The sequence below is a fragment of the Chromobacterium sp. Beijing genome (genome assembly GCF_021496765.1).
Taxonomy (GTDB): Bacteria; Pseudomonadota; Gammaproteobacteria; order Burkholderiales; family Chromobacteriaceae; genus Chromobacterium.
Map to the genome: position 1 here is coordinate 502,114 of NZ_CP053750.1, position 14,822 is coordinate 516,935.

The following is a 14,822-nucleotide window of genomic DNA, read 5'->3' on the forward strand; positions in this document are numbered from 1 at the left end:
TGAGGGGGTTGGCCTCACCCTCGTCATCGATGGGCGTCGTCATGATGGGGGCAGGCCATGCTCTGCCGCAGCGGCGGCTGTTATGGAAACATGGCCGTAAAGGGGGCTTGGCGGGGGAGTGTGGAGTGACGCTTGAGTGTTTACCCTAATCCCTGCAAAATCTAGCACCTACTCTCTAACAATTAATACATTCCGCCGATGAACATTTCTCTCCCCCTCGCGCTGCGCGCCTGCGCCGCGTTGTGCTTGTCATGGCCCGCCGTCGCGCCGGCCAAGTCCTTGCCGGTTCAGCCCGTCTCCACCGTGGTCGCCGACTATCTGCAACAGGCCAAGGCCAGTCAGCAGCCGGCCGAGCTGCTCAGCTCGGTGGTGGAGGACGGGGTGGAGGTGCGCATGTACCGGATGGTGTCGCAGCAATGGCCGGGAGCCGGCAGCGGCATTGGGAGCAATGCGCCGCTGTGGGAGCAGCAGTACAAGCTGGCCCTGCCCTTGACGCGCAAGCCGGGCGCGCCGGTGCTGCTGTACGTCAACGGCGGCAGCAATCACGCGCAGCCGCCCAAACTGCCGGACCGCTTGCCGGCGGAAGCGCTGGCGCGCGATCTGGGCGTGCCGGTGGCCGAGCTGTATTTCGTGCCGAACCAGGATTTGCAATTGGACGAGCAGCCGGCCGGCCGCGAGGACGCGCTGGTGGCCTATACCTGGCGCAAAACGGTGGATCAGCCGCAGGCGGAGCGTTTCAGCTCCCTGCATCTGCCGATGACGCAGGCGGTGAGCGCGACGATGGACGCCTTGCAGCGCAGCCTGCCGGGCAGCGAGCGTTTTGTGGTGGCCGGCGCGTCCAAGCGCGGCTGGGCCGCTTGGCTGGCCGGTCTGAACGATAAGCGGGTGAGCGCCATCGTGCCGGTGGTGGCGGATTTCTGGAACGTGCGCGTCAACTTCACTCATGTCTACAACAGCTACGGCCAGCAGTGGCCGGCGGCGCTGCGCGATTATCAGCGCAACGGCATCACCGAGGATGTGCTGCAGGGAGGGCCGGGTCTGGACGCCTTGTTGCGCTTCGAGGACGTGGTCAATTACCGCGCCGGGATGGCGCGTTTGAGCAAGTATATGATTTCCGCTTCCGGCGACGACTTCGCGGTGCCGGATTCCGCCTGGAGCTATCTGCCGGACTTCGCCGGCCCCACCCAGCTGCGCTATCTGCCCAATCAGTCGCACTATGTGAAGGGCGATCAGATCGGCAAGGCCTTGCGGCAGTTCATGCGCCGCTGGCTGGCCGGCAAGCCGATGCCGCGGGCGCAGGTGGACGCGGACCCGGCCAGCGGCCGGCTGCGCGTCAGCGTGGCGGAGCGCGAGGCGGGCAAGGCGACGCTGTGGCTGGCGCATAACCCCGCGAGCCGGGATTTCCGCTTCAATTCCGGCATCCGTTATCAGCCCAAGGCGATTGAAGGCCAGTGCCGCCGCGGCAACTGCCGCTTCGAGTTCAAGCCGGACGCAGCGCTGCCGGGCTGGCAGGCTTATTTCATCGAGTTCGAGGGCCAGGACTTCGCCTGGAGCACGCCGCCCTTGGTGTGGCCGCACGCCTATCCCAACGGCGAGCCGGTGCCGTTTGGCGCGCCGCGTTTGCAACTGGGGCGCTGATCGCGCTTGGGCGGGCGGTTTGGCCGCCTGCGCCAGATCTCGAAGCCGGCTGAGCCGGCTTTTATTTTTCTCATGTTTTGTATTTTTTAGTCCAATCTGGATTTTTTTGTTTACATTTTGGATTTCAAAGTCTACTCTGGATTCATTGATCCAATACGAGTGCCGCCATGCTGTCCCGTTACCAGTCCATCGCCGACGCCATCGCCACCTTGTTCTATCCCTATGCCGAAGTGGTGCTGCACGACCTGGCCACCCAGTCCGTGGCCTATATCGCCAACAATTTCTCCAAGCGCGAGCTGGGCGACGATTCCGGCCTGGACGAACTGGAAAACACGCCGGACGCGACGGTGATCGGTCCTTACGAAAAACTGAACTGGGACGGCCGCAAGCTGCGTTCCATCAGCGTGGTGCTGCGCGACGACGCCGGAGCCGCGCTCGGCATGATGTGCGTGAACCTGGACATCTCGGTGTTCGAGGGCGCGCGGGCGGCGCTGGACCTGTTCCTGTCCGGCAGCAAGCTGGTGGCGCAGCCGGCCTTGTTGTTCGAGGACGACTGGCAGGAGCGCATCAACCGTTTCATCCACGGCTGGCTGCAACAGCGCCAGCTGAGCCTGTCCATTCTCAACCGCGAGCACAAGCGCGAGCTGGTGGAGGCGCTGCTGCACGAGGGCGCGTTTCGCGGCAAGAACGCCGCCAACTACGTGGCCAATGTGCTGGGCATGGGCCGCGCCACGGTTTTCAAGCATTTGAAAGAGCTGAAGGAGCAAGCATGACACTGGATTCCCTGTTCGACGCCATCGCCGCCGCCCACCAGGCCATCCGCCCGCAGGCGCGGGTCACGCCGCTGGAGCACAGCCCGGCCTTGTCCGCCCTGACCGGCTGCGAGGTGTATCTGAAGTGCGAGCATCTGCAGCGCACCGGCTCCTTCAAATTCCGCGGCGCCAGCAACAAGCTGCGGCTGCTGGACCCGGCGGCGCGGCGGGAAGGGGTGATCGCCGCGTCCACCGGCAACCACGGCCAGGCGGTGGCCTTGGCCGGCGGGCTGTTGCAAGTGCCGGTGACGGTGTACGCGCCGGCGTCCGCCGCCGCGGTGAAGCTGGACGCCATCCGCGCGCTGGGGGCGGAGCTCAAGCTGGTGGACGGCGGCGCGCTGGAGGCGGAACTGAGCGCCGGCGAGGCGGCGCGGCGGGCGGGTCTGCCCTTTGTGTCGCCGTACAACGATCTGGACGTGGTGGCCGGCCAGGGCACGGTGGGCATGGAGCTGGCCGAGCAGTGCCCGGAGCTGGACGCGGTCTTTGTCTCCGTGGGCGGCGGCGGCCTGATTTCCGGCATCGGCGCGGCCTTGCGGCGCCTGGCGCCCGGCGCGGAACTGGTGGGCTGCTGGCCGGAGGCGGCGGCCACCATGCACGCCAGCCTGCAAGCCGGCCGCATCGTCGAGGTGGACGAGGGCGACACCCTGTCCGACGGCACCGCCGGCGGGTGGAGCCGGGCGCGGTGACTTTCGAGCTGTGCCAGGCCTTGATCCGCCATTGCGCGCTGGTCAGCGAGGCGGAGATCCGCGCGGCGCTGCGCTTGCTGGCCCAAAGCGAGCGCTGGATGACGGAGGGCGCGGCGGGCGTGGCGCTGGCCGGCCTGTTGCGGCAGGCGCCGCGCTACCAGGGCAAAAAGGTGGCGGTGGTGCTGTGCGGCCGCAACATCGTGCTGGATAAGTTTTTGAAGGCGGTGTCATGAAAACCTTCAACAAGGATGAAATCCTGGCGCGGCTGGATCTGGAGCGGGCGGAGGCGCTGCTGCGCCAGGGTTTCATCGCCTATTCCGCCGGCCGCGCGCAACTGCCGCCGGTGCAGCATTTCGCCTTTGCGGCGGCCAATGGCGATTGCTGCGTGAAATCCGGCTATGTGGAGGGCGAGAGCCTGTTCGCGGTCAAGGTGTCGTCCGGTTTCTACGACAATCCCAAGCGCGGCCTGCCCAGCAATCAGGGCCTGGTACTGTGCTTCTGCGCCCGCACCGGCGCGCCGTTGGCGCTGTTGCGGGACGAGGGCTGGCTCACCGCCTGGCGCACCGCGCTGGCCGGCAGGCTGGCGGCGCGGGTCTTGGCGCCCAGCCGGGTGGAGGCGATAGGCATTGTCGGCACCGGCTTGCAGGCGAGGCTGCAATTGCGCGCCTTGCAGGCGGTGACGCCGTGCCGGGAGACGTGGGTGTGGGGGCGTTCGGAGACCGAGCTGGCGGCTTTCGCCGCCGAGTTCGAAGCCGAGGGCTACCGTGTGCGGGCCACGCTGGACGCGGAGCCGCTGGCGCGCGCCTGCCGGCTGATCGTCACCTGCACGCCGTCCAGCCAGCCCATTCTGCGGGCCGGCTGGCTGCGGCCAGGCAGCCATGTCACCGCGGTGGGCGCGGACGCCGCCGGCAAGCAGGAACTGGAGCCGGAATGGGTGGCCGCCGCGGACCGCATCGTGGTGGACTCCGTCGCCCAGTGCGCGGCTTACGGCGAGGTGTCGCACGCGCTGGTCGCCGGCCTGCTAGAGCGCGAACGCTTGACGGAGCTGGGGCGGGTGCTGGCCGGCGAGCAGGCGGGCCGGCAAAGCGAGGACGAGATCACGCTGGCGGACCTGACCGGACTGGCGGTGCAGGACGCGCAGATCGCCAAATGCGTGCTGGAGGCCCAGGTCTGAGACGCGCTTGACCGTCAAGGGGTTCTCAGGCCGCGTGCGGGAAGCCGTGCACCGGCCGCAAGGGCGGCCGGGCGTAGCCGCCCTGTTTTTGCGCCGCCATCAGAAAGCGGGTGTAGTTTTCCTTGCCCACCTGGCGGAAGTTGAATTTGACGGTGTCGGCAGAGAGCGCGGCGCCGTCCTTGGCCTGCAAGCGGGCGACGATGTCGGCGACCACATTGTCCGCCTGCTGGCGCAGCGCCGAGCCCGTTTCTTTTTTCAGCATCTCGTTGAGGGTGACGATGGCGGGCGCGTCCGCCAGCCCCATGGCGGACAGGGCGGCGGCGTGTTGGCCGAAGTGCCGCCAGACGATGGCCTGGGAGCCCAGCCGCAACACGAACTTGAACGGAAAGCCGGTGCGGATGGAGAGCAGCACCGGGTCTATGCACACCAATTGTTCTATCGAGTTGACGCCCTCGGCCGCCAGCGCGGCGGAAATATTGGCGGTCACGCCTTCCAGCTGGATCAGTTGGTCGTTTTCCTGCGGCTGTTCCTTGGCGTTCAGGTTCAGCGCCACCAGCCGGCGCAGCAGCTTGAACAGGGAGTCCATCGGAAAGGCGCCGACGGCGAAGGCGGCCACGGTCTGCGCGGCGGAGACGGTTTCGGAGTCGCCGGCGGCGCTGACGGCCGCGCCGATGGGAATGGCCAGCATCATGCGCAGCGCGTACCAGTACACGTCCGCCACATTGAGGCTGCGCTTGCGCACGCTCAGCACCATATCGCTGACCACGAACAGATAGGCGCCGGCGATGGCGGCGCAGACGATCTGGGTGCCGAAGGGCAGGGCCAGCTGCCCGTTGACGGCGAGCAGATAGAGCACGCTCATGCACAGGGTGGCGATCAGCATCAGCATCATGGGCGTGAGAAAGGCGGCGCGGCCGTAGTGCTCGCGGTAGATCTGCTCGAACAATTGCTCGGCGGCGGCCTCCACCTCCTCGTTTTCCGGCAGCGGCCAGGCGTTCAGTTGCGGGTGTTTGTCGGTGCGCGGCTGCCAGAACTGGCGCAGATAATAGATCAGCGCGCCGTTGTTGAGCCGGTTGCGGAATTCCTCGTAGCGGGCGCCCCAGCCTATGACCAGGAAGCGGATCATCGGCGCGGCCGCCAGCGCGGTGGTCAGCAGGCCCAGCGCGAAATGACTGGCGTGCTGCGGGCGGGAAAAAGGCTGCGCCATCAGCAGCGACAGCCCGTACAGCGCGGCGATGTCCAGCAGCAACAGGCCTGCCCACAAGCCGTGATATTTCAGGTTTTTCATGATGGCCTCGCTGATTGGCGGCGTGGCTACCATGGTAGTTCTCCAGCGTAAAATCGCACTCCGTACGAATAACTAGCGCGCCGACCGGCGGCTACCTTATCGAAAGTAGTGTTGAATCATTGATGTCCGGCCCCTAGCATCGGCTTCGCGTTTCATTGGCACGCCAATGGCGCGGACTGGACGACGGGCGCCGACGCGCGTGCTCGCCAGACGCTTTCCTTGCCGCCGCTTGCCATCCTCCAGCCGACGTTCACGAACGGAGCCAGACATGCCGGACATCATCGATTTGAGAAGCGACACCCTGACGCGGGTCAGCAAGAGCGATGTGGAGACGCTGGATTTCGCCAAGATCGGCGACGACTGCTACGGCGAAGACCGCTATGTGCGCGAGCTGGAAGCCTACTGCGCGGACTTGTTCGGCAAGGAAGCGGCCTTGTTCATGCCCTCAGGCACCATGAGCAATCAAGTGGGGCTGCGCTGCCTGGCCGGGCCCGGCGACGAGATCGTCACCGAGGTGGGCTACCACATCAATTTCTTCGAATCCTCCGCCGTCAGCGCCAATAGCGGCCTGGTGCTGAATCCCTACCACAGCGCGGACGGCATCCTCACCGCCGACGACGCGCGCCGGGCCATTCACGCCAAGGCGCGCTGGTCCAATCTCTACGCGGAGCCCAAGGCGGTGGCGATAGAAAGCAGCATCAACACCTACGGCGGCATCGTCTATCCGGCGGCGGAAATGCTGCGCATGCGCGCGCTGTGCGACGAAATGGGGCTGAGCCTGTACCTGGACGGCGCGCGGGTGCTCAACGCTTGCAGCCATCTGGACCTGTCGCCGGCGCGTTACTTGGGGCCGGCGGACATGCTGAATTTCTGCTTCTCCAAGGGCGTGGGCGCGCCCTTCGGCTCCATCCTGGCCGGCCCGGCCCGCAAGATAGAGGCGGCCAAGGTCTTCCGCAAATGGTACGGCGGCTGCCTGCACCAATCCGGCCTGATGGCCGGCATCGCGCTGGACAAGATGCGGCGCTGGCAGCAGGTGACGCAGGAAGACAATGACAAGGCCCGCATCCTGGGCGACAAATTGAGCGCGGCGGCGCGGCTGAAGTACCCGGTGGAGACCAATATGGTGTTCATCGAAGCGGCGGACGCCAAGGCCATGGTGGCCAGGCTGGCGGAGCGGGGCGTGCTGGCGCTGGCCTGGAAACCGGATCTGGTGCGCTTCATCAGCAGCAGCCTGGTGACGCGCGGGCAGGTGGAGCGGGCGACGGACATCATACGCGCCAGTCTCTGAAGCGCCGGTCTCCCATTCCGGACAATTTCTCACGATAGCGCGGAGCGCCGCCCGCTTTTTCCCGGCGCGGCCGTCGCTTATCGTGGTGGCTGTTTTGAAGCCAAAGGAAGCGATATGTCGAATGTGGAATGCGGCGTGCGGCCCAGCCGCCCGGAAGCGGGCCTGGACGCGCGGGTGGACGCGGTGCTGGAACAGGCGCTGAGCGAGCGGCGGCTGGTGGGGGCGGTGGTGCTGGTGGCCAAGGACGGCGCGCAGGCTTACCGCCGCGCGGCCGGCTGGGCGGACCGGGAGGCCGGCTTGCCGATGCGGGAGGACGCGCTGTTCCGGCTCGCTTCCGTCAGCAAGCCCATTGTTTCCACGGCGGCGATGGCGCTGGCGGCGCGGCGGCGGCTGGACCTGGACGAGGACATCGCCCGTTGGCTGCCGGAATTCCGGCCGCGGCTGGCGGACGGCGCGCCGGCGCGGATCACGCCGCGGCAGCTGCTCAGCCATACCGCCGGCCTGGGCTATCGCTTTTTCGAGGAAGACGGCGACGGACCCTACGCCCGCGCCGGAGTGTCCGACGGCATGGACGCCGACGGCCTCACCCTGACGGAGAATCTGCGCCGCATCGCCAGCGTGCCGCTGCTGTATACGCCGGGCCAGTCCTGGGGCTATTCGCTGGCCACCGACGTGCTGGGCGCGCTGGTGGAGCGGGTGGCGGACCAGCCGCTGCCGCAGGCGGTGCGCCGCTGGGTCACAGCGCCGCTGGGCATGGACGACACCGATTTTCACGCGCAGGAGCCGGGCCGCCTGGCCGCGGTCTACGTCAACGGCGAGGCCGAACCGTGGCGGATGGAGCAGCCGGCGATCGTGGCGCCGTTCGAAGGCACGGTGGGCATACGCTTTGCGCCGCAGCGGGCGCTGGACGCCGGCGCCTATCCGTCCGGCGGCGCGGGCATGGTGGGCAGCGCCGACGATTTGCTGCGCTTGCTGGAGGCGCTGCGCCAGGGCGGCGCGCCCTTGCTGCCGCCGGAGTGGGTGGAGGAGATGGCGCGCAATCACACCGGAACGCTGGAACTGCCGGAAATGCCCGGCTTCGGTTTCGGCCTGGGCTTCTCGGTGCTGCGCGATCCGGCCGCCGCCGCCTCGCCGGAATCGCCCGGCACCTGGCGCTGGGGCGGTGCTTACGGCCACTCCTGGTTTGTGGACCGCGCGCGCGGCCTGAGCGTGGTGGCCTTCACCAATACCTTGTACGAAGGCATGTCCGGACGCTTCGTCGCCGATCTGCGCGACGCGGTCTACGGCGTGGCGCCCCTCTTGCAATAATTCAACCAAAAATGTAAATTTCAACAAATTGTTGAATTGTGGCGGCCCAAGCCCGACGAGATTCGAGCTTGGGCCGCTGGCGTGAAGGGGAAACGATGTTGCAATTGGAACGGCTGACGCTGCGCGAATTTCGCGCCGCGGATTTGCCCAATGTGTTTTACGGGCTGTCGCACCCGGAGGTGATCAAGCATTACGGCATCCATTACGCCAGCGAGGAGGACTGCCGCGCGCAGATGCGCTGGTTCGACGACATCCGCGCCGACGGCAGCGGCCTGTGGCTGGCGCTGGAAACGCGGGAGGATGGGCGCTTCCTGGGCGCGGTGGGCATCAGCTCCTGGTCGGAACAGCACCATTGCGCCGAACTGGGCTATTGGCTGCTGCCGGAACACTGGGGCCGCGGCTATATGCGGGAAGCCCTGCGCGGTTTCCTGAGGCTGGCCTATCGCCGCTTCCCGCTCAACCGCGTCTACGCGCAAGTGGAAGTGGACAATCTGGGCTCTGGCAAACTGTTGCGGAGCGTCGGCTTTACCCTGGAGGGCGTCAGCCGCGAGTGCGAATGGAAGGACGGCCGCTATCTGTCGCTGGCCAATTACGCCTTGTTGCGCGCGGAGCATGAGGCGGAGGACGGCGGCGATGTCTGAGGCGGAACGCAAATACGTGGCGGTGATCCACAAGCGGCTGGAGCCGGGCCGGGCGATGAATGTGCTGGGCCATCTGGCGCTGGCCCTGGCCTGCCGGCTGCGGCGCGCGGACGCGGCGGCAAACCACGTGGACTATGTGGACGCCGACGGCGGCGTGCACCCGGCGATCTCGGCCGATCCCTTCATCGTGCTGCGCGCGGACAACTCCGCCAAGCTGGAGCGGCTGCGTCAGGCCGCCGCCGAGGCCGGCGTAGTCTGCGTCGACTTCACCGACACTATGGGCGAGGGCGGCAGCGCCGAACAACTGCGCCGCACCGCGGCCACCCCGGCCGCCGCGCTGGAGTACTGGGGCGTGGCCTTGTGCGGCGACGAGGCGGCGCTGGGCGCGCTGACGCGCAAATTCAGTCTTTACCGTTGACGGGCGGCCGCATGGAAGACCCGAAACCGGCGGCCGATCCGGCCCAGGCGGAAAAACAGGCGGTGCTGCGCGCCTTGAGCGCCGCGGTCAAATTGGTGGGGGCCATGGTGGACGCACACACCGAGGTGGTGCTGCATGATCTGAGCCGGCCGGAGCGCTCCGTCGTCGCCATCGAGAACGGCCATGTGTCCGGCCGCCGTCTAGGGGACGCCATCCTGGGCGGCCCGGCCGGCGACCGCGGCTTCGCCGCCATCGAACAGGCGATGCGTCAGGGCGGCGCGGAACCGGCGCTGGTGTCCGGCTACCACACCCTGAGCCGCGACGGCCGGCGGCTGCTGTCCGCCAGCGCCGTCTTCAAGACCGCCGCCGGCGAACCCTTCGCCGCGCTGTGCCTGAACAGCGACCGCAGCCAGCTGGAAGCGGCGCTGGCCTGCCTGCAGGCGCTGGTGGGCCGCGCGCCGCCGCCGCCTCCGGCCGCGCCGGAGCCGCCGGCCATGGACGAGGCGATGCAGGACATCATCGCCCAGGCGCTGGAGCGCGGCGGCAAGCCGCTGGCGCGGATGAAAAAGGCGGACAAGAAACAGGCGGTGGCGCAGATGCTGGAGCAGGGCCTGTTCATCGTCAAAGGCGGGGTGGAGCGCGCGGCGGAGGCGCTGGGCGTCAGCCGCTACACCGTCTACAACTATCTGGACGAAATCCGCGGCGATGCGCGGGAGGACAAGGCATGAAGATTCCCATCTACCAGGTGGACGCGTTCTGCGACGCGGTGTTCCACGGCAATCCGGCGGCGGTGTGTCCCTTGCCGGCCTGGCTGCCGGACGCCGCGCTGCAAGCCATCGCCATGGAAAACAATCTGTCCGAGACCGCCTTCCTGGTGGCGGAGGGCGAACGAATGGCGCTGCGCTGGTTCACGCCCACCACCGAGGTGGATTTGTGCGGCCACGCCACGCTGGCCAGCGCCTGGGTCTTGTTCCATGAGCTGGGCTGGCGCGGCGAACGCATCGTCTTCCAGACCCGCAGCGGAGCGCTGACGGCGCGGCGCGACGGCGAGCGCATCGAGCTGCGCTTCCCCGCGGTGACGCCGCGCCCCTGCGCCGAGCCGCCCGGCCTGCTGGCGGCGCTGGGCCTGGACGCCGGCCAGGTGCTGGCCGCCGACGATTACATCGTGGTGCTGGACGACGCGGCGCGGCTGGCGGCGCTGCGGCCGGACTTCCAGCGGCTGCGCGGCTTGCCCAAGCGCGGGGTGGCGGTGACCGCGCGCGGCGCGGACTGCGATTTCGTCAGCCGCTGGTTCGGCCCCGGCGTCGGCGTCGACGAAGACCCGGTCACCGGCTCGGCCCACTGCTGGCTGGCGCCGTACTGGGCCGGCGTGCTGGGCAAGACCCGGCTGCTGGCGCGCCAGGGCGGCGCGCGCCGCGGCAGCCTGGAGTGCCGGGTGGAAGGCGCGGAAGTGGCTTTGCTGGGGCAGGCGAGCTTGTATCTGAGGGGCGAGATTTACGTTTAGAGCCTGTTCAATGTCTGCCGCGTTTTGTGAAGCGTTGCAGGTGAGTACAAACTCAAAATGCGCGTACATTCCGCTTTTTCGCTCGTTTTCGCCTTGTCTCGCCTTAGCTCCCGAGATCGTAAACAGGTTCTGAGAGAATAGTGCCGATATGATTGCTCGGAACTATTCTGTTATTTAACAGTAACTTTTACCGTTATGACTTTTTTTACGCCCTTGCTCCACTGTTGACCATACTCAAATCTTACTGTCCCGGTTCCTTTCTCTAACGCTTTAAATATATAGCTTGTAAATCTGCCACATCCAACTGGCGGCACACCCTCATTGTTGACGACGCCGCATTTGTCAGATGGTTTATGGCTGGAACTCAGAAACATCAATTCCGCAGGAAGTGTCCTTAAGCCCCAAGAGGCTCCTGTTGAGGATTGTCAGGAAAGGTAATCGAAAAATTACGATCCAAGTTGACTTCAATATGGCCATTCCCTTCTTTAGGCAGGTCGTGATGTTGTTCTGGCGCTGAATAATCGCCAATATTTAAATCATAATAGCCGAATGAATCTGATTTCATTTGAGCCCCTTTCTCAGAAGAAAAGCAAGTTGCCGGAATTAAGAAAAAAGATGTGACCATCAGCGTCTTATAAAAACTATGCATACTTTACCTCACTGAATATGAGTGATCAGAAGTTGATTGGCTGCCTAATGGATTGGCAAGCGAGTCAGCGTTGAAGCGAGTCATGAAGTCGCCAGCTTACTGAGGCGCTTTAGAACCTGTTTACGATCTGCTGCGCGTCGGCGATACGCAGGTAAACAGGTTTTTAGAGCGGCGCGCTTCAAACGGCGGCTTCCGCCGCCAATTGTTCATCACATACCGCCTTGACGCAGGCGCGCAGCCATTGCTGCGCCGGGTCCGCGTCCAGGCGCGGATGCCAGATCATGGAAATGGTGATCTCCGCCACCGCCAGCGGCAGCGCGAAGCTGTGCAGGCCGGCGCGCAGATGGCCGGTGTGGCGCTCGGGCACGGTGGCGATCAAATCGCTGGCGCGCGCCAGCGCCAGCGCGGCGGCGAAGCCGCCCACGGTGACCGCGACGTCGCGGCGCAGCCCCTGCGCGTTCAGCGCCTCGTCCACCGGCCCGACCAGCCCGCCGCGGCGGGCCACCAACACATGGCGGCCGGCGGCGTAGCGGGCGATGTCGACGGCGTCGGCCGCCAGCGGATGGCCGGCGCGCACCACGCCGACGAAGCGGTCGCGGAACAACATGCGCACCCGCAACTCCGGCCCGGCTTCGTGGCCCACCACGCCGGTGTCCAGATCCACCGCGCCATCGCGCAGCGGCGCGTTGTCCTTGTCGCGCTTGGGCAGGAAATGCAGACGCACGCCCGGCGCCTCGCCTTGCAGCCGCGCCAGCAGCCGCGGGCCGAAGTTTTCGACGAAACCGTCGCTGCAGCGCAGGGTGAAGCTGCGTTGCAAGCGGTCCAGCCGCAGCGTTCCGGCCGGGCGCAGCGCGCTTTCCGCGTCCAACACCAGCGCGTGCACCCGTTCGCGCAGTTCCAGCGCGCGCGGCGTCGGCGTCAGGCCGCGGCCGGCGCGCACCAGCAGCGGGTCGCCGGTGACCTCGCGCAAGCGCGCCAGCGCGCGGCTCATCGCCGAGGGGCTGAGCTGCAAGCGACGCGCGGCGCGGGCCACGCTGCCTTCGTTCAGCAGCGCGTCCAGGGTGATCAGCAGATTGAGATCGGGTATGGGCATGGCTTCGCCTTAATAGAGCCTATTCAATGTCTCGCGAGCAAGGGCAAGACGAAAACGGCTGAGAAAGCGGAATGTACACGTGGTAGATGAGCATTTCGAAGCCGTTTTCAACGCTCTTGTCTACAATCCCGCCGCAGCGCAGCAGATGGTACACAGACTCATTAGAGCGGCTAACAAAATTCCTGATGCTGCGTTGCGCCGACTTGCCGTACTCAAGTACTGCCTGCGTCGGCGCGCCTTGCCTCAGTCGTGAAACTGATTTTTGTTAGCCACTCTTAGTACAGCGATACCTGGCGTCAAACGCAACTATTTAGTGTAAACCATGCGTCTTCCGCCTGCTGTGGCGGCGGCGTAGCCTGTATCGGGTCCGTATCGACGGCCCCGGCGTTCGGGGCCGGATGCGGGCGGGAGCCGCCCTCATGTCTGTTTCTCCATCCTCTTCGTCTTCTTCCTCCGCCGCGCTGGCCGGCCTGGCGCTGTCTATCCTGCTGGCCTCGCTGGGCGCCAGCGTGGCCAACGTCGGCCTGCCGGCCTTGGCCGCGGCCTTTCGGATCAGCTTCCAGCAGGCGCAATGGGTGGTGCTGGCCTATCTGCTGCTGATCACGCTGGCCAGCGTCAACGCCGGCCGGCTGGGCGATCAGTTCGGCCGCCGGCGCGCCTTGCTGGCCGGCATCGCCTTGTTCGTCGCGGCCTCGGCCGGCTGCGGCGCGGCCGACGCCTTCTGGGCGCTGATCGCCGGACGCGCCTTGCAGGGCGTAGGCGCGGCCTTGATGCTGGTCCTGGGCATGGCTTTTGTCGCGGACATCGCCCCGCAGGGCGAAGTGGGGCGGGCGATGGGATTGTTGGGGGCCATGTCCGCCGTCGGCACCGCGCTGGGCCCGTCGCTGGGCGGCGCGCTGATCGCGGGCTTCGGCTGGCGCGCGATGTTCTGGCCGATGTTGCCGCTGGGCGCGCTGGCTTTCGGCCTGGTCTGGCGCAGCGTGCCGGCGCCAAGCGGCCCCGCCGCCGAGCGCGTCGGTTTCGACCTCGCCGGCAGCGGCTGGCTGGCGCTGACCCTGGCCGCCTACGCGCTGGGCTTGACCCTGAAGCCCGATCACGCTCAGGGGGCTTCGGCGCGCTCAACGCCGTCTTGTTGCTGGCGGCCGTCGTCGGCGGCCGCGCCTTCTTGCGGGCCGAGTCCAAGGCCGGCTCGCCCTTGCTGAACCTGGCTCTGCTAAGAGACCCGGCGCTGGCCGCCGGTCTGCTCGGCAACGCCCTGGTGTCCACGGTGATGATGGCCACCCTGGTGGTGGGGCCGTTCTATCTGGCGCGGGGCTGGGCCTGGACGCCGCCGGCGTCGGCCTGGCGATGTCGCTGGGGCCGCTGGTGGCGGCCTTGAGCGGCGTGCCGGCCGGTCGTTTGGTGGACCGCTGCGGCGCGGACGCTTCGGCGCGCTCCGGCCTGGCGGGCATAGGCGCGGGCGCGCTGGCGCTGGCCCTGCTGCCGTCCAGCCTGGGCCTGGCCGGCTATCTGTTGCCGCTGACCCTGATCACCGCCGCCTACGCCTTGTTCCAGGCCGCCAACAACACTCAGGCGCTGACCGGCGCCGCGGCGCGGCAGCGCGGCCTGGTGTCCGGCCTGCTCAGTCTGTCGCGCAATCTGGGCTTGATCACCGGCGCGTCCTTGATGGGCGCGGTGTTCGCCGCGGCCAGCGGAGCCGCGGACATCGCCGCCGCCGCGCCGCAGCAAGTGGCCGCCGGCGCGCGCGCCGCTTTTGGGCTGGCGGCGGCGCTGATGCTGCTGGCGCTGTTGGCGTCGGCGCATGGGCGCAGAAAAGCCGCGCTCTGCTGACGCCACGCTGTCAGCAGGGGGCAGGCAGACTGGTTCTTTTCCACGGCGCAAGCCGCATTTCAGTGAAAAGGAGCAAGCCATGACCTTGGCCCCCAACCCAATCTGCAATTGCTGTATGTGACGGATATCCAGCGCTCCGCCGCGCTGTACCGCCGTTTGTTCGCCGCCGATCCGGTATTCGTCAGCCCGCGTTACGTCGCCTTCAGCGCCGGCGGCGAGGCGCTGTTCGCCCTGTGGAGCGGCGGGGACGCGCCGCATGCCAATGTCCCGAGATTCGTCGAAGCCGGTATCATGCTGGCATCCGGCGAGGCGGTGGACCAGCTCTATCAGGCCTGGCGGAACGATCCCGATCTGCGCATCGCGCAGCCGCCGAGCACCGAGGTCTTCGGTCGCACCTTCCTGATGCTGGACCCAGACGGGCATCGGCTGCGGGTGTGCCAGCGGGACTGAGCGTTTGCGTCAAGCCTGCTGCGCTTTGGCGGTCTGGCCTCGC

General features: G+C 67.0%; 17 protein-coding genes and 1 pseudogene. 14 read left to right on the forward strand and 4 right to left on the reverse strand.

Annotated features, from left to right (window positions below; genetic code table 11):
• The first annotated feature begins 198 nt into the window (after window positions 1-198).
• The 4 genes and pseudogenes from HQN78_RS02420 (at window position 199) to HQN78_RS02435 (ending at window position 4,310) form a co-directional block, all read left to right on the forward strand.
• Window positions 199-1,638 (forward strand): PhoPQ-activated protein PqaA family protein, encoded by a 1,440-nt coding sequence (locus tag HQN78_RS02420; protein WP_235087683.1) that lies wholly within the window; start codon window positions 199-201, stop codon window positions 1,636-1,638.
• A 167-nt stretch (window positions 1,639-1,805) separates the two neighbouring features.
• Window positions 1,806-2,411: a transcriptional regulator gene (locus tag HQN78_RS02425; protein ID WP_166452906.1), complete on the forward strand. Its 606-nt coding sequence runs from the start codon at window positions 1,806-1,808 to the stop codon at window positions 2,409-2,411.
• Window positions 2,408-3,369 (forward strand): annotated as a pseudogene (locus tag HQN78_RS02430) (threonine/serine dehydratase). The gene HQN78_RS02425 and the pseudogene HQN78_RS02430 overlap by 4 nt, the downstream one beginning before the upstream one ends.
• Window positions 3,366-4,310 (forward strand): ornithine cyclodeaminase family protein, encoded by a 945-nt coding sequence (locus tag HQN78_RS02435; RefSeq protein WP_235087686.1) that lies wholly within the window; start codon window positions 3,366-3,368, stop codon window positions 4,308-4,310. Before HQN78_RS02430 ends, HQN78_RS02435 begins: the two are co-directional and overlap by 4 nt.
• A gap of 25 nt (window positions 4,311-4,335) precedes the next feature.
• Here HQN78_RS02435 and HQN78_RS02440 read toward each other — a convergent pair whose 3' ends face one another.
• Window positions 4,336-5,598, reverse strand: a complete 1,263-nt coding sequence (locus HQN78_RS02440; RefSeq protein ID WP_235087688.1) for a hypothetical protein — start codon at window positions 5,596-5,598, stop codon at window positions 4,336-4,338.
• Between the two features lie 268 nt (window positions 5,599-5,866).
• Between HQN78_RS02440 and HQN78_RS02445 the strand changes: the two genes are divergently transcribed.
• The 6 genes from HQN78_RS02445 (at window position 5,867) to HQN78_RS02470 (ending at window position 10,757) form a co-directional block, all read left to right on the forward strand.
• Window positions 5,867-6,886, forward strand: a complete 1,020-nt coding sequence (locus HQN78_RS02445) for a low specificity L-threonine aldolase (RefSeq protein ID WP_235087690.1) — start codon at window positions 5,867-5,869, stop codon at window positions 6,884-6,886.
• A gap of 114 nt (window positions 6,887-7,000) precedes the next feature.
• Window positions 7,001-8,194, forward strand: coding sequence for a serine hydrolase (locus HQN78_RS02450; RefSeq protein ID WP_235087693.1), 1,194 nt, complete (start codon window positions 7,001-7,003; stop codon window positions 8,192-8,194).
• 95 nt (window positions 8,195-8,289) lie between these two features.
• Window positions 8,290-8,835: a GNAT family N-acetyltransferase gene (locus tag HQN78_RS02455; RefSeq protein WP_235087695.1), complete on the forward strand. Its 546-nt coding sequence runs from the start codon at window positions 8,290-8,292 to the stop codon at window positions 8,833-8,835.
• Complete coding sequence (locus HQN78_RS02460) at window positions 8,828-9,253, forward strand: DUF2000 domain-containing protein (protein WP_107799763.1); 426 nt, start codon at window positions 8,828-8,830, stop codon at window positions 9,251-9,253. Before HQN78_RS02455 ends, HQN78_RS02460 begins: the two co-directional genes overlap by 8 nt.
• A gap of 11 nt (window positions 9,254-9,264) precedes the next feature.
• Entirely contained in the window at window positions 9,265-9,981 is a 717-nt protein-coding gene (locus HQN78_RS02465; protein ID WP_107799762.1) for a transcriptional regulator, read from the forward strand.
• Entirely contained in the window at window positions 9,978-10,757 is a 780-nt protein-coding gene (locus HQN78_RS02470) for a PhzF family phenazine biosynthesis protein (protein ID WP_235087697.1), read from the forward strand. The genes HQN78_RS02465 and HQN78_RS02470 overlap by 4 nt, the downstream gene beginning before the upstream one ends.
• A 170-nt stretch (window positions 10,758-10,927) precedes the next feature.
• Here the strand turns inward: HQN78_RS02470 and HQN78_RS25755 are convergent, their stop codons facing one another.
• The 3 genes from HQN78_RS25755 to HQN78_RS02480 all read right to left on the reverse strand — a co-directional run bounded on the left by HQN78_RS25755 (window position 10,928) and on the right by HQN78_RS02480 (window position 12,499).
• Window positions 10,928-11,131: a protease inhibitor I42 family protein gene (locus tag HQN78_RS25755; RefSeq protein ID WP_370646586.1), complete on the reverse strand. Its 204-nt coding sequence runs from the start codon at window positions 11,129-11,131 to the stop codon at window positions 10,928-10,930.
• Window positions 11,132-11,151: 20 nt separating this feature from the next.
• Complete coding sequence (locus tag HQN78_RS02475; RefSeq protein WP_235087700.1) at window positions 11,152-11,406, reverse strand: hypothetical protein; 255 nt, start codon at window positions 11,404-11,406, stop codon at window positions 11,152-11,154.
• A 178-nt stretch (window positions 11,407-11,584) separates the two neighbouring features.
• Window positions 11,585-12,499, reverse strand: a complete 915-nt coding sequence (locus tag HQN78_RS02480) for a LysR family transcriptional regulator (RefSeq protein ID WP_107799759.1) — start codon at window positions 12,497-12,499, stop codon at window positions 11,585-11,587.
• 419 nt (window positions 12,500-12,918) lie between these two features.
• Here HQN78_RS02480 and HQN78_RS02485 point away from each other — a divergent pair, with 419 nt between their 5' ends.
• From HQN78_RS02485 to HQN78_RS02500, 4 genes are all read left to right on the forward strand, one after another.
• Complete coding sequence (locus HQN78_RS02485) at window positions 12,919-13,701, forward strand: MFS transporter (protein ID WP_235087702.1); 783 nt, start codon at window positions 12,919-12,921, stop codon at window positions 13,699-13,701.
• Window positions 13,695-13,877: a hypothetical protein gene (locus HQN78_RS02490; RefSeq protein WP_235087704.1), complete on the forward strand. Its 183-nt coding sequence runs from the start codon at window positions 13,695-13,697 to the stop codon at window positions 13,875-13,877. Before HQN78_RS02485 ends, HQN78_RS02490 begins: the two co-directional genes overlap by 7 nt.
• Window positions 13,847-14,329, forward strand: coding sequence for a hypothetical protein (locus HQN78_RS02495; RefSeq protein ID WP_235087707.1), 483 nt, complete (start codon window positions 13,847-13,849; stop codon window positions 14,327-14,329). The genes HQN78_RS02490 and HQN78_RS02495 overlap by 31 nt, the downstream gene beginning before the upstream one ends.
• A 117-nt stretch (window positions 14,330-14,446) precedes the next feature.
• Window positions 14,447-14,779, forward strand: coding sequence for a VOC family protein (locus tag HQN78_RS02500; RefSeq protein ID WP_235087710.1), 333 nt, complete (start codon window positions 14,447-14,449; stop codon window positions 14,777-14,779).
• Window positions 14,780-14,822 lie beyond the last annotated feature (43 nt).

Excerpts from the sequence above, each read along its gene's own strand:
- HQN78_RS02420 (WP_235087683.1), top strand. The coding sequence starts at position 199 with ATGAACATTTCTCTCCCCCTCGCGCTGCGCGCCTGCGCCGCGTTGTGC.
- HQN78_RS02455 (WP_235087695.1), top strand. The coding sequence starts at position 8,290 with ATGTTGCAATTGGAACGGCTGACGCTGCGCGAATTTCGCGCCGCGGAT.
- HQN78_RS02475 (WP_235087700.1), bottom strand. The coding sequence starts at position 11,406 with ATGCATAGTTTTTATAAGACGCTGATGGTCACATCTTTTTTCTTAATT.
- HQN78_RS02485 (WP_235087702.1), top strand. The coding sequence starts at position 12,919 with ATGTCTGTTTCTCCATCCTCTTCGTCTTCTTCCTCCGCCGCGCTGGCC.
- HQN78_RS02470 (WP_235087697.1), top strand. The coding sequence starts at position 9,978 with ATGAAGATTCCCATCTACCAGGTGGACGCGTTCTGCGACGCGGTGTTC.
- HQN78_RS02440 (WP_235087688.1), bottom strand. The coding sequence starts at position 5,598 with ATGAAAAACCTGAAATATCACGGCTTGTGGGCAGGCCTGTTGCTGCTG.
- HQN78_RS02465 (WP_107799762.1), top strand. The coding sequence starts at position 9,265 with ATGGAAGACCCGAAACCGGCGGCCGATCCGGCCCAGGCGGAAAAACAG.
- HQN78_RS02425 (WP_166452906.1), top strand. The coding sequence starts at position 1,806 with ATGCTGTCCCGTTACCAGTCCATCGCCGACGCCATCGCCACCTTGTTC.
- HQN78_RS02435 (WP_235087686.1), top strand. The coding sequence starts at position 3,366 with ATGAAAACCTTCAACAAGGATGAAATCCTGGCGCGGCTGGATCTGGAG.
- HQN78_RS25755 (WP_370646586.1), bottom strand. The coding sequence starts at position 11,131 with ATGTTTCTGAGTTCCAGCCATAAACCATCTGACAAATGCGGCGTCGTC.
- HQN78_RS02450 (WP_235087693.1), top strand. The coding sequence starts at position 7,001 with ATGTCGAATGTGGAATGCGGCGTGCGGCCCAGCCGCCCGGAAGCGGGC.
- HQN78_RS02480 (WP_107799759.1), bottom strand. The coding sequence starts at position 12,499 with ATGCCCATACCCGATCTCAATCTGCTGATCACCCTGGACGCGCTGCTG.
- HQN78_RS02445 (WP_235087690.1), top strand. The coding sequence starts at position 5,867 with ATGCCGGACATCATCGATTTGAGAAGCGACACCCTGACGCGGGTCAGC.
- HQN78_RS02495 (WP_235087707.1), top strand. The coding sequence starts at position 13,847 with ATGTCGCTGGGGCCGCTGGTGGCGGCCTTGAGCGGCGTGCCGGCCGGT.
- HQN78_RS02460 (WP_107799763.1), top strand. The coding sequence starts at position 8,828 with ATGTCTGAGGCGGAACGCAAATACGTGGCGGTGATCCACAAGCGGCTG.